The following is a 13744-nucleotide window of genomic DNA, read 5'->3' as shown; positions in this document are numbered from 1 at the left end:
GTCGTGTCTGAAAATGATCTCAGCTGAAGGCCTGAAAGAAATCGATCGCGCGGTCGCGAAGTATCCCGCCGAGCAAAAGCAATCGGCGGTGATGGCGGCGCTCGCTGTCGCTCAGGAAGAGCATGGTTGGCTCTCGCCCGAAATCATGCAGTTCGTGGCCGATTACCTGAGCATGCCGCCGGTCGCGGTGCAGGAAGTCGCCACGTTCTACACGATGTACGAGCTGAAGCCGGTCGGCAAGCACAAGATCACGCTCTGCACGAATCTGCCCTGCCAGCTCGGCCCGGATGGCGGTTCGGACAGCGCTGCCGAATATCTCAAGCAAAAGCTTGGCATCGATTTCGGCGAGACCACGCCCGACGGCAAGTTCACGCTGAAAGAAGGCGAGTGCTTCGGCGCGTGCGGCGACGCACCTGTGCTGCTCGTGAACAACCATCGCATGTGCAGCTTCATGAGCCGCGAGAAGATCGACCAGTTGATCGAGGAACTTTCGAAATGACGTCACTCCACGATCGTCACATCAAGCCGCTGATCCTCGCTGGCCTCAATGGCGAGAACTGGCATCTCGAAGATTACGTCGCGCGCGGCGGCTACAAGCAGTTGCGCCGCATTCTCGAAGAAAATATTCCACCCGAGCAGGTGATCGCCGACGTCAAGGCGTCGGGTCTGCGCGGCCGCGGCGGCGCGGGCTTTCCGACCGGCCTGAAGTGGAGCTTCATGCCGCGTCAGTTTCCGGGGCAGAAGTATCTCGTCTGCAATTCGGACGAAGGCGAGCCGGGCACGTTCAAGGATCGCGACATCCTGCGCTGGAATCCGCACGCGCTGATCGAAGGCATGGCCATCGGCGCGTATGCAATGGGCATCACCGTCGGCTACAACTATATCCACGGCGAGATTTTCGAAGTCTATCGCGTGTTCGAAGCGGCGCTCGAAGAAGCGCGTCAGGCCGGCTATCTGGGCGCGAACATCCTGGGCTCGGGTTTCTCGTTCGAGCTGTACGCGCACCATGGTTACGGCGCGTACATCTGCGGTGAAGAAACCGCGCTGCTCGAATCGCTCGAAGGCAAGAAGGGCCAGCCGCGCTTCAAGCCGCCGTTCCCGGCGAGCTTCGGCGTGTACGGCAAGCCGACCACGATCAACAACACCGAGACCTTCGCGGCGGTGCCGTTCCTGCTGGAAATCGGCCCGCAGAATTACCTCGAGATCGGCAAGCCGAACAACGGCGGCACGAAGATTTTCTCCGTCTCGGGCGATGTGAACCGTCCGGGCAACTACGAGATTCCGCTCGGCACGCCGTTCTCGACGCTGATGGAACTGGCGGGCGGCGTGCGCGGCAAGTCGATCAAGGCCGTGATTCCGGGCGGCTCGTCCGCGCCGGTCGTGCCGGGCGACATGATGCTCGCGACCGACATGGACTACGACTCGATCGCGAAGGCCGGCTCGATGCTGGGCTCGGGCGCGGTCATCGTGATGAACGAAACGCGCTGCATGGTGCGCTCGCTGTTGCGCCTGTCGTACTTCTACTATGAAGAGTCGTGCGGCCAATGCACGCCGTGCCGTGAGGGCACGGGCTGGCTGTATCGCGTCGTGCATCGCATCGAGCACGGTCTCGGCCGCAAGGAAGATCTGGATCTGCTGAACTCGGTCGCCGAGAACATCATGGGCCGTACGATCTGCGCGCTCGGCGATGCAGCGGCGATGCCCGTGCGCGGCATGCTCAAGCACTTCTGGGACGAATTCGAATATCACGTCGAGCACAAGCATTGTCTCGTCGGCGGGCACGCGCATCACGCGCCGTCCGAAGCGCTTACCGCGTAATCAGGCGCGCAGTCAGATGCGCGACAACGCTCGAGAAGGGTTGAGGATCTTTATCCATCATGGTTGAACTAGAAATTGACGGCAAGGCGGTCGAGGTGCCTGAAGGCAGCATGGTGATCCAGGCTGCGCACAAGGTCGATACGTACATCCCTCACTTTTGCTATCACAAGAAACTGTCGATCGCGGCGAACTGCCGGATGTGCCTCGTCGAAGTCGAAAAGATGCCGAAGGCCGTTCCCGCCTGCGCCACGCCGGTATCGAACGGCATGATCGTCCGCACGACGTCGGACAAGGCCGTGAAGGCCCAACAGTCGGTGATGGAATTCCTGCTGATCAACCACCCGCTCGATTGCCCGATTTGCGATCAGGGCGGCGAGTGCCAATTGCAGGATCTGGCCGTCGGTTACGGCAAGTCGCAGTCGCGCTATAGCGAAGAAAAGCGCGTGGTGTTCCACAAGAACGTCGGTCCGCTCATCTCGATGGAAGAGATGTCGCGCTGCATCCACTGCACGCGCTGCGTGCGCTTCGGCCAGGAAGTCGCCGGCGTGATGGAGCTCGGCATGCTGGGCCGTGGCGAGCATTCGGAAATCACGTCGTTCGTCGGCAAGACCGTGGATTCGGAGCTGTCGGGCAACATGATCGACCTGTGCCCGGTCGGCGCGTTGACGAGCAAGCCGTTCCGCTACAGCGCCCGTACATGGGAACTGTCGCGCCGCAAGTCGGTGAGCCCCCACGATTCCGTCGGCGCGAACCTCGTGGTGCAGGTGAAGAACAACCGCGTGATGCGCGTTCTGCCGATGGAGAACGAAGCCATCAACGAATGCTGGATCTCCGACAAGGACCGCTTCTCGTACGAAGGCCTGAACAGCGACGAGCGTCTCACCACGCCGATGCTGAAGCAGGGCGGCAACTGGATCGAAACCGACTGGCAGACCGCGCTCGAGTACGTCGCGAAGGGCCTGAAGGGCATCAAGGCGGATCACGGCGCGAATGCCATCGCCGCTTTGGCCACGCCGCACAGCACGGTCGAAGAACTGCATCTGCTGAAGACGCTGGCTGAAGGCGTCGGCACGCCGAACGTCGATTTCCGTCTGCGTCAGAACGATTTCTCGGCGCCGGTCGGCGTCGGCGCGCCGTGGCTCGGCACGAAGATCGCGAATCTGTCGACTATCGACACTGCGTTCGTCATCGGCTCGTTCCTGCGTCGCGATCATCCGCTGTTTGCCGCGCGTCTGCGTCAGGCCGCGAAAAACGGCGCGAAGCTCACGTTCCTCAACGCAAGCAACGACGACTCGCTGATCCCGACCGCGCATCGCCTGGTCGCGGCGCCGTCGGCGTGGCTCGATCAGCTTGCGGGCATCGCTGCGGCGGTTTCGGAAGCGCGCGGCGTCGCGCTGCCGGACGCATTCGCGGGTCGCGAAGTGTCGGCCGCGGCGAAGGACGTCGCGGCGTCGCTGTCGGCGGGCGAACAGCGCGTCGTGCTGCTCGGCAACCTCGCGGTTCAGCATCCGGATTTCGCGCAGATTCAGGCGGCCGCGCAGTGGATCGCCGACAATACCGGCGCGACGCTCGGCTTCCTCACGGAAGGGGCGAACTCGGTCGGCGCGCATCTCGTCGATGCATTGCCGGGCGAGGGCGGTCTCAACGCGCGCGAAGTGTTCGAGCAGCCGCGCAAGGGCTACGTGCTCTTCAACGCGGAACCGGAATTCGATACGGCCAATCCGGCGCAAGCCATCGCCGCGCTCAAGGCGGCGGAAATGGTCGTCGTGATGTCGCCGTTCAAGCACGGCATGGACTACGCGGACGTGCTGCTGCCGATCGCGCCGTTCACGGAAACGTCGGGCACGTTCGTCAACGCGGAAGGCACGGCTCAGTCGTTCAATGGCGTCGTGCGCGCGCTGGGCGAGACGCGTCCGGGCTGGAAGGTGTTGCGCGTGCTGGGCACGATCCTCGGCCTGCCGGGTTTCGAGTTCGACACCGCTGACGAAGTGCGTGTCGCGGCGTTGGGCACGGGCGATCTGACCGCGCGTCTGTCGAACAAGACGACGGTGCAGGCCAAGCGCGCTGCATCGAACGTCGTGTTGAACGGCAGCGGCCTGCAGCGTCTCGCCGATGTACCGATCTATCACGCCGATGCGCTCGTGCGCCGCGCGCCCTCGTTGCATTTGACGGCAGCCGCACGCGATGCGAACGTGGCGGGCCTCCCGACCGCGCTCTTCGACAAGCTCGGTCTGAAGGATGGCGAAGCAGTGCGTATTCGCCAAGGCAATCTGTCGGTGACGTTGCCCGCGGTCCGCGATGCGAATCTCGCAGAATCGGTGGTCCGCGTGTCGGCGGGCACGACGGCTGGCGCCGCGCTCGGCGGCCTGTTCGGTGAACTGGTAGTGGAGAAGGCGTAAAAATGGGCTTGTTCGATACGATCAACGCAGGCGGCACGCAGCTTCTGGGCGTCGCATGGCCGACGGTGTGGGCGGTGGTCCGCATCCTGGTGGTTTCGGTGGTCATCCTGCTGTGCGTGGCCTACCTGATTCTCTGGGAACGCAAGCTCATCGGCTGGATGCACGTGCGTCTCGGCCCGAACCGCGTCGGCCCCGCAGGCTTGCTGCAGCCGATCGCCGACGTGCTGAAGCTTCTGCTCAAGGAAGTCATCCAGCCGACGGCTGCGAGCAAGTGGATCTATGTGATCGCACCGATCATGACCGTGGTGCCGGCGTTCGCCGTGTGGGCGGTGATCCCGTTCCAGGCGAAAGCGGTGCTCGGCGACATCAACGCGGGTCTGCTGTACATCATGGCGATTTCGTCGATCGGCGTGTACGGCGTGATTCTGGCGGGTTGGGCGTCGAACTCGAAGTACGCGTTTCTCGGCGCGATGCGCGCCGCGGCGCAGATGGTGTCCTACGAAATCTCGATGGGCTTCGCGCTCGTCGTGGTGCTGATGGTCGCGGGCACGCTGAACATGTCCGACATCGTGCACTCGCAGCAGCGCGGCATGTTCGCGGGCTGGGGCATCAACTTCCTGTCGTGGAACTGGCTGCCACTTTTGCCGATGTTCGTCGTGTACTTCATCTCGGGCATCGCGGAAACGAACCGTCACCCGTTCGACGTGGTGGAAGGCGAATCGGAAATCGTCGCCGGTCACATGATCGATTACTCGGGCATGGCGTTCGCGCTGTTCTTCCTCGCCGAGTACATCAACATGATCGTGATCTCGGCGATCGCAGCGACGCTGTTCCTCGGCGGCTGGGATGCACCGTTCGGCTTCCTGTCGTTCATTCCGGGCGTATTCTGGTTCGTTTTCAAGGTTTTCCTGCTGCTGTCGGTCTTCATCTGGGCGCGCGCGACATTCCCGCGTTACCGCTACGACCAGATCATGCGCCTGGGCTGGAAGGTGTTCCTGCCGGTGTCGGTGATCTGGGTGGTCGTGGTCGGTTTCTGGATCATGTCGCCGCTCAACATCTGGAAGTAAGCGAGCGCGGACGAAAACATCATGAATGCTATTCAGAACTTCTTTAAGACCTTCTTCCTGACCGAGTTGCTCAAGGGTCTTGCGCTGACGGGACGTTACACGTTCCAGCGCAAGATCACGGTGCAGTTCCCGGAAGAAAAGACGCCGATCTCCCCGCGTTTTCGCGGTCTGCACGCGCTGCGCCGCTATGAGAACGGCGAAGAGCGCTGCATCGCCTGCAAGCTGTGCGAAGCGGTGTGCCCGGCGATGGCGATCACGATCGAATCGGAAACGCGCGCGGACAACACCCGTCGCACCACGCGTTACGACATCGACCTGACCAAGTGCATCTTCTGCGGTTTCTGCGAGGAGAGCTGCCCGGTCGATTCGATCGTCGAAACGCACATCCTCGAATATCACGGCGAAAAGCGCGGCGACCTGTATTTCACGAAGGACATGCTGCTTGCGGTGGGCGATCGCTACGAAACGGAAATCGCCGCATCGAAGGCGGCCGACGCGCCTTATCGTTGATATGCGTCCGATGCCCGAGCCTCATGTTCCGGCATCGCACCGTAGCGATTTTGTTGTTGCTGTTTGGCACACTGCGGCGCGCGCCGAGGGCGGCTCTTGTCCGAAAGCGCCGACACACCATGCCTGATGATGGCCTAACGATGAACCGGTAATCATGGAATTCACAACCGTACTGTTCTATATCTTCGCGCTGCTGCTGGTCGTTTCCGCGCTGAAGGTGATCACTTCGCGCAACCCGGTGTCGTCCGCGCTCTTCCTCGTGCTCGCGTTCTTCAACGCGGCCGCGATCTGGATGCTGCTGCAAGCCGAATTCCTCGCGATTCTGCTGGTTCTCGTATATGTCGGCGCCGTGATGGTGCTGTTCCTGTTCGTGGTCATGATGCTCGACATCAACATCGATGTCCTGCGCAAGGATTTCAGGCGCTTCGTGCCGCTCGCGAGCATCGTCGGCGCGATCATCGTGATCGAGACCGCGCTGATCCTTTGGCACGGCTACGGCGGCACGATCACACCCGAAACGTCGACGGCGGTGACGGGCGCAGCGGCGATGTCGAACACGCAACTGATCGGCAAGGTCATCTACACCGACTACATCTTCGCGTTCGAAATCGCCGGCCTCGTGCTGCTGGTTGCGATCATCGCGGCGATCTCGCTCACGATCCGCGACAAGAAGGACAAGAAGACCCAAACCGTCAGCCAGCAGGTCAAGGTGCGCCGCGAAGACCGCGTGCGCCTCGTGAAGATGCAGGCCGAAACGCAGGCGCCCGACGCCTCCACGGAACCTGCCGTGACCGGCAACATCGGCGCGGGCACGGTCGACAACAAGGGCTGAGCGCGAAGGAGAAATCGAATATGTTGAGTCTTGCCCATTACCTCGTGCTCGGTGCGATCCTCTTTGCGATCAGCATCGTCGGCATCTTCCTGAACCGCCGCAACGTCATCATCATCCTGATGGCCATCGAATTGATGCTGCTCGCGGTGAACACCAATTTCGTCGCGTTCTCGCACTATCTGGGCGACGTGCACGGCCAGATCTTCGTGTTCTTCGTGCTGACCGTCGCCGCCGCTGAAGCCGCGATCGGTCTCGCGATTCTCGTGACCCTGTTCCGTAGCCTCGACACGATCAACGTCGAGGACCTCGATCAGCTCAAAGGTTAATTTCAGGCTAGGCTGTTATGTCCACGACACTCAATGAAAACCTCCTGCTCGCGGTTCCGCTGGCGCCGCTTGCCGGCTGTCTGATCGCGGGGCTGTTCGCGAAATGGGTAGGGCGCAAGGGCGCGCATCGCGTCACGATCCTCGGCGTCTTCATCTCGTTCATTCTTTCGGCGATCGTCTTCAACGACGTGATGCACGGCGCGAGCTTCAACGCGACCATCTACGAATGGATGAGCGTCGGCACGCTGAAGATGGAAGTCGGCTTCCTGGTCGACTCGCTCACGGCGATGATGATGGTCATCGTGACCTTCGTCTCGCTGATGGTGCACATCTACACCATCGGCTACATGGCGGACGAGGAAGTCGGCTACGAGCGCTTCTTCTCGTACATCTCGCTCTTCACGTTCTCGATGCTGATGCTCGTCATGAGCAACAACTTCCTGCAGCTGTTCTTCGGCTGGGAAGCGGTGGGCCTCGTGTCGTACCTGCTGATCGGCTTCTACTTCACGCGTGAGAGCGCGATCTACGCCAACATGAAGGCGTTCATCGTGAACCGCGTGGGCGACTTCGGCTTCCTGCTGGGCATCGGCCTGCTGCTCGCGTTCGCCGGTTCGCTGAACTATGGCGACGTGTTCGCGCAGGGCGACAAGCTCGCGACGATGACGTTCCCCGGCACGCAATGGGGTCTGCTGACGGTCGCGTGCATTTGCCTCTTCATCGGCGCGATGGGCAAGTCGGCGCAGTTCCCGCTGCACGTCTGGCTGCCCGACTCGATGGAAGGCCCGACGCCGATCTCCGCGCTGATCCACGCGGCAACGATGGTGACGGCCGGCATCTTCATGGTGACGCGCATGTCGCCGCTCTTCGAGCATTCGGATGCGGCGCTTTCGTTCGTGACGGTCATCGGCGCGATCACGGCCTTGTTCATGGGCTTCCTCGGCGTCGTGCAAAACGACATCAAGCGCGTGGTCGCGTACTCGACGCTCTCGCAGCTCGGCTACATGACGGTCGCGCTCGGCGTCTCGGCGTATCCGGTCGCCGTGTTCCACCTCGGCACGCACGCGTTCTTCAAGGCGCTGCTGTTCCTCGGCGCGGGCTCGGTCATCATCGGCATGCACCACGATCAGGACATGCGCAACATGGGCGGCCTGCGCAAGTACATGCCGATCACCTGGATCACATCGCTGATCGGTTCGCTCGCGCTGATCGGCACGCCGTTCTTCTCGGGCTTCTACTCGAAGGATTCGATCATCGAAGCCGTGAAGTACTCGCATCTGGCGGGCTCGGGCTTCGCGTATTTCGCGGTGGTCGCGAGCGTGTTCGTCACGTCGCTGTACTCGTTCCGTATGTACTTCATGGTGTTCCACGGCGAAGAGCGCTTCCGCGGTCCGAAGCATCCCGACTCGCCGATGGGCCAGGCGGAAGCGCACGGCCACGGTCATGATTCGCACGGTCATCACGACGATCACGGTCACGGACACGCTCACGTCCCGCACGAAACGCCTTGGGTCGTGACGCTGCCGCTCGTGCTGCTCGCGATTCCGTCGATCATCATCGGCGCGATCATGATCGGCCCGATGATCTACGGCGACTTCTTCTCGCACGGCGTCGTGTTCGACAAGGTGATCTACATCGCCGAGAACCACGAAGGCCTGAAGGAAATGGCCGAAGAGTTCCACGGCTGGATTGCGATGGCGCTGCACGGCATCATCACCCCGGGTCCGGTGTGGCTCGCGGCGCTCGGCGTGATCGTCGCGTGGTTCTTCTACATGAAGCGTCCGGACCTGCCAGCGGTTGTCGCGCGCACGTTCCGGCCGATCTACGTGCTGCTCGACAACAAGTACTACTGCGACAAGATCAACGAGGTCGTGTTCGCGAAGGGCGCTGTCGCCATCGGCCGCGGCTTGTGGAAAGAGGGCGATGTGGTCGTCATCGACGGCATCGTCAACGGCAGTGCGCGGTTCATGGGCTGGTTCGCCGGTGTGATCCGCTTCCTTCAATCCGGTTACATCTATCACTACGCGTTCGCCATGATTATCGGCATGTTGGGGCTCTTGACCCTGTTTGTGACGCTCGGCGGCAAATAAGGCGAGGGATCCTATGCACTCTTTTCCGATTCTCAGTGTCGCGATCTGGCTGCCGATCGTTTTCGGCCTGCTCGTGCTCGCAGTTGGTAACGACCGCAACCCGGCGCCCGCGCGCTGGGTCGCGCTGGTCGGCTCGGTGCTCGGGCTGATCGTCACGATTCCGCTCATCACCGGCTTCGATACGTCGACGGCCGCGCTGCAGTTCGTCGAACAGTCGAACTGGATCGAGCGCTTCAACATCACGTATCACCTCGGCGTCGACGGCATCTCGATGTGGTTCGTCGTGCTGACCGCGCTCATCACGGTGATCGTCGTGATCGCCGGCTGGGAAGTGATCACCGAGCGCGTGTCGCAGTACATGGCCGCGTTCCTGATCCTCTCGGGCATCATGATCGGCGTGTTCTCGACGGCGGACGGCCTGCTGTTCTACGTGTTCTTCGAAGCCACGCTCATTCCGATGTACATCATCATCGGCGTGTGGGGCGGCCCGAACCGCGTGTATGCGGCGTTCAAGTTCTTCCTGTACACGCTGGCCGGCTCGCTGCTGATGCTGGTCGCGCTGCTGTACCTCTACACGCAGACGCACACGTTCGATCTGGCGACGTGGCAAGCCGCGAAGCTCGACATGACGCCGCAGGTGCTGCTGTTCATCGCGTTCTTCCTGGCGTTCGCCGTGAAGGTGCCGATGTGGCCGGTGCACACGTGGCTGCCGGACGCGCACGTCGAAGCGCCGACGGGCGGTTCGGTCGTGCTGGCGGCGATCATGCTGAAGCTCGGCGCGTACGGTTTCCTGCGCTTCTCGCTGCCGATCGCGCCGGACGCGAGCCATTTCCTCGCGCCGGTGGTCATCACGCTGTCGCTGATCGCGGTGATCTACATCGGTCTCGTCGCGATGGTGCAGTCCGACATGAAGAAGCTCGTCGCGTATTCGTCGATCGCGCACATGGGCTTCGTCACGCTCGGCTTCTTCATGTTCGGTGCGTCGAGCCAGCTCGCGGTCGAAGGCGCGATCATCCAGATGATCTCGCACGGTTTCGTATCGGGCGCGATGTTCCTTTCGATCGGCGTGCTGTACGACCGCGTGCACTCGCGCCAGATCGCGGATTACGGCGGCGTCGTGAACACGATGCCCAAGTTCGCGGCATTCGTGATGCTCTTCGCGATGGCCAACTGCGGCCTTCCGGGTACCTCGGGTTTCGTCGGCGAATTCATGGTGATTCTGGCAGCGGTGAAGTACAACTTCTGGATCGCTTTCCTCGCGACGTTCACGCTGATCCTCGGCGCGGCCTACACGCTGTGGATGTACAAGCGCGTGTACTTCGGCGCGGTCGCGAACGACCACGTCGCGAAGCTCAAGGACATCAACGGGCGTGAATTCCTGATGCTCGCCATCCTTGCGCTGTTCACGCTGTACATGGGCCTGCATCCGAAGCCCTTTACCGACGTGATGCACGAATCCGTGGCAAACCTGCTCTCCCACGTCGCGCAGTCCAAGCTGCCGCTGGCTCAGTAACGTCGTGCGGAGGAACTAAAAGATCATGCAAAACGCCTCTATGAGTATTCTTTGGCCTGACGCGGTCCTGATGGCGTCGGTCGTTCTGGCCTGGCTCAACGACACGATGTTCGGCCCGAAGAGCCGCGGCACGACGTATCTGATCGCGCTCGTGTCGACGATCGTCTGCGGCGTGTGGTTCGCCGTCACCGCGCTCGACCCGACGCCGCATTTCTTCTTCACGCGCATGTATATCGTCGATCCGTTCGCGAGCGCGATGAAGGCGGTGGTGTGTCTCGGCTACGCGGTGTCGATCATCTACTCGAAGAAGTATCTGGAAGACCGCGACCTGTTCCGCGGCGACTTCTTCCTGCTCGGCCTGTTTTCGCTGCTCGGCCAGTGCGTGATGATTTCGGGCAACAACTTCCTGACGCTGTATCTCGGCCTCGAACTGATGTCGCTGTCGCTGTACGCGGTGATCGCGCTGCGCAAGGACGTGCCGCAGTCGAACGAGTCGGCGATGAAGTACTACGTGCTCGGCGCGCTCGCATCCGGCTTCCTGCTGTACGGCATCTCGATGATCTACGGCGCGACCGGCTCGCTCGATCTGAACGAAGTGCTGAAGACCGTCGCTTCGGGCCGCATCAACGACGCCGTGCTGCTGTTCGGCGCGATCTTCATCGTTGCGGGCGTGGCGTTCAAGATGGGCGCGGTGCCGTTCCACATGTGGGTGCCTGACGTCTACCAGGGCGCGCCGACCGCGATGACGCTGCTCACCGGCGGCGGACCGAAGGTCGCGGCGTTCGCGTGGGGTCTGCGCTTCCTGGTGATGGGCCTCTTGCCGCTCGCGGTGGACTGGCAGGAAATGCTCGTGATCCTCGCGGCGCTGTCGCTGATCGTCGGCAATATCACGGGTATCGTGCAGAAGAACATCAAGCGGATGCTGGCTTACTCGGCCATCTCGAACATGGGCTTCGTGCTGCTGGGTCTGCTCGCCGGCGTGGTCGACGGCAAGCTGACGGGTGCGGCGGGCGCATACAGCTCGGCGATGTTCTACAGCATCATCTATCTCGTCACGACGCTCGGCACCTTCGGCGTGGTCATGCTGCTCGCGCGCCGCGACTTCGAAGCCGAAATGCTCGAAGACTTCAAGGGCCTGAATCAGCGCAGCCCGGTATTCGCGTTCGTCATGATGATCATGATGTTCTCGCTCGCCGGCATCCCGCCGACGGTCGGCTTCTACGCGAAGCTCGCCGTGCTCGAAGCGACGATGAACGCCGGTCTCACATGGCTCGCCGTCCTCGCCGTGATGACCTCGCTCGTGGGCGCGTTCTACTACCTGCGCGTCGTCAAGCTGATGTACTTCGATGCGCCGACGGACGCATCGCCGATCCTCGCCGGCGGCCTGAACCGCTCGCTGCTCGCGTTCAACGGCCTGGCCGTTCTGGTGCTCGGTCTGGTGCCGGGTCCGTTGATGAGCGCGTGCCTCACGGCGATCTCGCATACGCTGCCGCTGTAATGTCGGCGGCAGGCTGGTTCATCGTGCTGTTGGCGCTCGTTCTCGCCAACGTGCCGTTCCTGAATCAGCGCCTCTTCGCCATCGTCCCGTTGCCGCTTCCGGCGTCGACGGGACGCAAGGCGGCGAAGAAGAGCGCGTGGATTCGCATCGGCGAGCTCGTCGTTCTTTACTTTGTGGTCGGTGCGCTCGGCTTCATGCTCGAAGCGCGCGCCGGCAACCGATTCGATCAGGAATGGCAGTTCTATGCCATTACCTTCAGTCTCTTCGTCGTGTTCGCCTTTCCGGGCTTCACGTATCAATATCTCGTCAAACGCCGCTGACCGCTTCGTGCTGTCAGCGGCTTGTTTGCTTCAACAGCACAGGGCTCAAGATGGCAGATCATTCCTCGATTCCCGGTAACGACGACGGCCTCATCGAAAAGAAGGTCGAAAGCGTCACGCTGCACGAGGGCAAGTTCCTCACGCTGAAACGCGATACCGTTGAATTGCCCGATGGCAAGCACGCGACGCGCGAGTTCGTCGAGCATCCCGGCGCGGTGATGATTCTCCCGGTCTTCGACGACGGACGCGTGCTGCTCGAACGCCAGTTTCGTTATCCGGTGGGCCGCGTGCTGCTCGAATTTCCGGCGGGTAAGCTCGATCCGGACGAAGACGAGCTGACGTGCGCGAAACGCGAGTTGCAGGAAGAGACGGGTTACACCGCGCGTGAATGGACGTTCCTCACGCGAATCCATCCGGTGATTTCGTATTCGACCGAGTTCATCGACATCTATCTTGCGCGCGGCCTCAATGCCGGCGATGCGAAACTCGACGAAGGCGAATTCCTCGAGACTTTCGTCGCCGACGAAGCGCAGTTGATGGCCTGGGTGAAGGACGGCAGCATCAGCGACGTGAAGACGATCATCGGCGTGTTCTGGCTGGAGAAGATCCGCTCGGGTGAGTGGAAGCTTGGTGAGTCGATCGAGGATTGAGCGCTCGTCACACGGATGCGTGCAAAAGCGGCCTCGATGGCCGCTTTTGTCGTTTTTGCGTCGTCAAAGGCGCCCTTCGGGCCGAGCGGCTAGAATGAGTAGTTCAGCGTTTGACGGCCACTGCACATTCCTGCAGATTTGCGAACGACCGTTCATAAAGCGCGTTTTTGAGATAAACTTCAACGAAGCCCCATCAGCATGAAGGTCCTCGATTTAAAGTGCTCGCACGATCACCGGTTCGAAGGCTGGTTCGCCTCGACCGAAGAGTTCGAGTCGCAATTGTCGCGCAAGCTGGTTGCTTGTCCGGTTTGCTCGGCGACCGATGTGAGTCGTATGCCGTCCGCGCCACGCTTGAATTTGTCGTCCGCGCGAGGTGAGGCGGCTTCCCAGCCTGCGCAGGCGCAAGCCGCGCCTGAAGCGGCGGCATTGCAGGCGCGCGCGCTGCAATTCATGCGCGAGCTGATCGAGAAGACCGAAAACGTGGGCGACCGGTTTGCCGACGAGGCGCGGCGCATTCATTACAACGAGGCGCCGGCGCGCAACATACGCGGCGTCACGACGCCCGAAGAGACGCACGCGCTGCTCGAAGAAGGGATCGACGTGATGCCGTTGCCTGTTCCGGACGCGCTGAAAGAGCCGCCGCAGTAACGTTCTTGCGCGGTGTCTTTTCGGGCTCCGGAAGGGGCCGTGAAGGAGACACTGCGCATGGACCTCAGTTTTTCTC

The 13744-nt window shown here is 61.8% G+C and carries 13 protein-coding genes; all 13 read left to right on the top strand.

Translation table 11 applies throughout. From position 1 onward, the window contains the following. The first annotated feature begins 13 nt into the window (after positions 1-13). The 13 genes from nuoE (at position 14) to NCS03_RS08970 (ending at position 13668) form a co-directional block, all read left to right on the top strand. Positions 14-499 (top strand): NADH-quinone oxidoreductase subunit NuoE, encoded by a 486-nt coding sequence (gene nuoE / locus NCS03_RS09030; protein WP_008341741.1) that lies wholly within the window; start codon positions 14-16, stop codon positions 497-499. After that, positions 496-1818, top strand: coding sequence for an NADH-quinone oxidoreductase subunit NuoF (nuoF, locus tag NCS03_RS09025; RefSeq protein ID WP_250529074.1), 1323 nt, complete (start codon positions 496-498; stop codon positions 1816-1818). Before nuoE ends, nuoF begins: the two co-directional genes overlap by 4 nt. 59 nt (positions 1819-1877) lie before the next feature. After that, positions 1878-4217: an NADH-quinone oxidoreductase subunit NuoG gene (gene nuoG / locus NCS03_RS09020; protein WP_008341739.1), complete on the top strand. Its 2340-nt coding sequence runs from the start codon at positions 1878-1880 to the stop codon at positions 4215-4217. A 2-nt stretch (positions 4218-4219) separates the two neighbouring features. After that, positions 4220-5284: an NADH-quinone oxidoreductase subunit NuoH gene (gene nuoH, locus NCS03_RS09015; protein WP_008341736.1), complete on the top strand. Its 1065-nt coding sequence runs from the start codon at positions 4220-4222 to the stop codon at positions 5282-5284. A 21-nt stretch (positions 5285-5305) separates the two neighbouring features. Further along, on the top strand, positions 5306-5794 hold the full coding sequence (nuoI, locus tag NCS03_RS09010) for an NADH-quinone oxidoreductase subunit NuoI (RefSeq protein WP_008341734.1): 489 nt from the start codon (positions 5306-5308) through the stop codon (positions 5792-5794). A 154-nt stretch (positions 5795-5948) separates the two neighbouring features. Further along, a complete protein-coding gene (locus NCS03_RS09005) occupies positions 5949-6626 on the top strand; it encodes an NADH-quinone oxidoreductase subunit J (RefSeq protein ID WP_008341733.1) in 678 nt (225 codons plus the stop codon). 20 nt (positions 6627-6646) lie between these two features. Further along, positions 6647-6952, top strand: a complete 306-nt coding sequence (nuoK, locus tag NCS03_RS09000; protein WP_007588140.1) for an NADH-quinone oxidoreductase subunit NuoK — start codon at positions 6647-6649, stop codon at positions 6950-6952. A 17-nt stretch (positions 6953-6969) separates the two neighbouring features. Beyond that, a complete protein-coding gene (gene nuoL, locus NCS03_RS08995) occupies positions 6970-9039 on the top strand; it encodes an NADH-quinone oxidoreductase subunit L (RefSeq protein WP_008341714.1) in 2070 nt (689 codons plus the stop codon). Between the two features lie 13 nt (positions 9040-9052). Continuing rightward, positions 9053-10552, top strand: a complete 1500-nt coding sequence (locus NCS03_RS08990) for an NADH-quinone oxidoreductase subunit M (protein ID WP_008341712.1) — start codon at positions 9053-9055, stop codon at positions 10550-10552. A 25-nt stretch (positions 10553-10577) separates the two neighbouring features. Continuing rightward, on the top strand, positions 10578-12050 hold the full coding sequence (gene nuoN, locus NCS03_RS08985) for an NADH-quinone oxidoreductase subunit NuoN (protein ID WP_175983174.1): 1473 nt from the start codon (positions 10578-10580) through the stop codon (positions 12048-12050). Then, positions 12050-12370 (top strand): DUF2818 family protein, encoded by a 321-nt coding sequence (locus tag NCS03_RS08980; protein ID WP_175983173.1) that lies wholly within the window; start codon positions 12050-12052, stop codon positions 12368-12370. The genes nuoN and NCS03_RS08980 overlap by 1 nt, the downstream gene beginning before the upstream one ends. Before the next feature lie 50 nt (positions 12371-12420). Beyond that, complete coding sequence (locus tag NCS03_RS08975) at positions 12421-13020, top strand: NUDIX domain-containing protein (protein ID WP_250481555.1); 600 nt, start codon at positions 12421-12423, stop codon at positions 13018-13020. A gap of 198 nt (positions 13021-13218) precedes the next feature. Then, entirely contained in the window at positions 13219-13668 is a 450-nt protein-coding gene (locus tag NCS03_RS08970) for a DUF1178 family protein (protein ID WP_250529073.1), read from the top strand. Positions 13669-13744: the final 76 nt, after the last annotated feature.

Source organism: Caballeronia sp. ATUFL_F1_KS4A, from assembly GCF_023630905.1.
In the GTDB taxonomy this organism is placed as follows: domain Bacteria; phylum Pseudomonadota; class Gammaproteobacteria; order Burkholderiales; family Burkholderiaceae; genus Caballeronia; species Caballeronia zhejiangensis.
This window is presented reverse-complemented; position numbering and strand designations above follow the sequence as displayed.

Coding starts and splice junctions, on each gene's coding strand:
- nuoE (WP_008341741.1), top strand. CDS start 14: ATGATCTCAGCTGAAGGCCTGAAAGAAATCGATCGCGCGGTCGCGAAG.
- nuoG (WP_008341739.1), top strand. CDS start 1,878: ATGGTTGAACTAGAAATTGACGGCAAGGCGGTCGAGGTGCCTGAAGGC.
- NCS03_RS08970 (WP_250529073.1), top strand. CDS start 13,219: ATGAAGGTCCTCGATTTAAAGTGCTCGCACGATCACCGGTTCGAAGGC.
- nuoI (WP_008341734.1), top strand. CDS start 5,306: ATGAATGCTATTCAGAACTTCTTTAAGACCTTCTTCCTGACCGAGTTG.
- nuoH (WP_008341736.1), top strand. CDS start 4,220: ATGGGCTTGTTCGATACGATCAACGCAGGCGGCACGCAGCTTCTGGGC.
- NCS03_RS09005 (WP_008341733.1), top strand. CDS start 5,949: ATGGAATTCACAACCGTACTGTTCTATATCTTCGCGCTGCTGCTGGTC.
- nuoN (WP_175983174.1), top strand. CDS start 10,578: ATGCAAAACGCCTCTATGAGTATTCTTTGGCCTGACGCGGTCCTGATG.
- NCS03_RS08975 (WP_250481555.1), top strand. CDS start 12,421: ATGGCAGATCATTCCTCGATTCCCGGTAACGACGACGGCCTCATCGAA.
- NCS03_RS08980 (WP_175983173.1), top strand. CDS start 12,050: ATGTCGGCGGCAGGCTGGTTCATCGTGCTGTTGGCGCTCGTTCTCGCC.
- nuoF (WP_250529074.1), top strand. CDS start 496: ATGACGTCACTCCACGATCGTCACATCAAGCCGCTGATCCTCGCTGGC.
- NCS03_RS08990 (WP_008341712.1), top strand. CDS start 9,053: ATGCACTCTTTTCCGATTCTCAGTGTCGCGATCTGGCTGCCGATCGTT.
- nuoL (WP_008341714.1), top strand. CDS start 6,970: ATGTCCACGACACTCAATGAAAACCTCCTGCTCGCGGTTCCGCTGGCG.
- nuoK (WP_007588140.1), top strand. CDS start 6,647: ATGTTGAGTCTTGCCCATTACCTCGTGCTCGGTGCGATCCTCTTTGCG.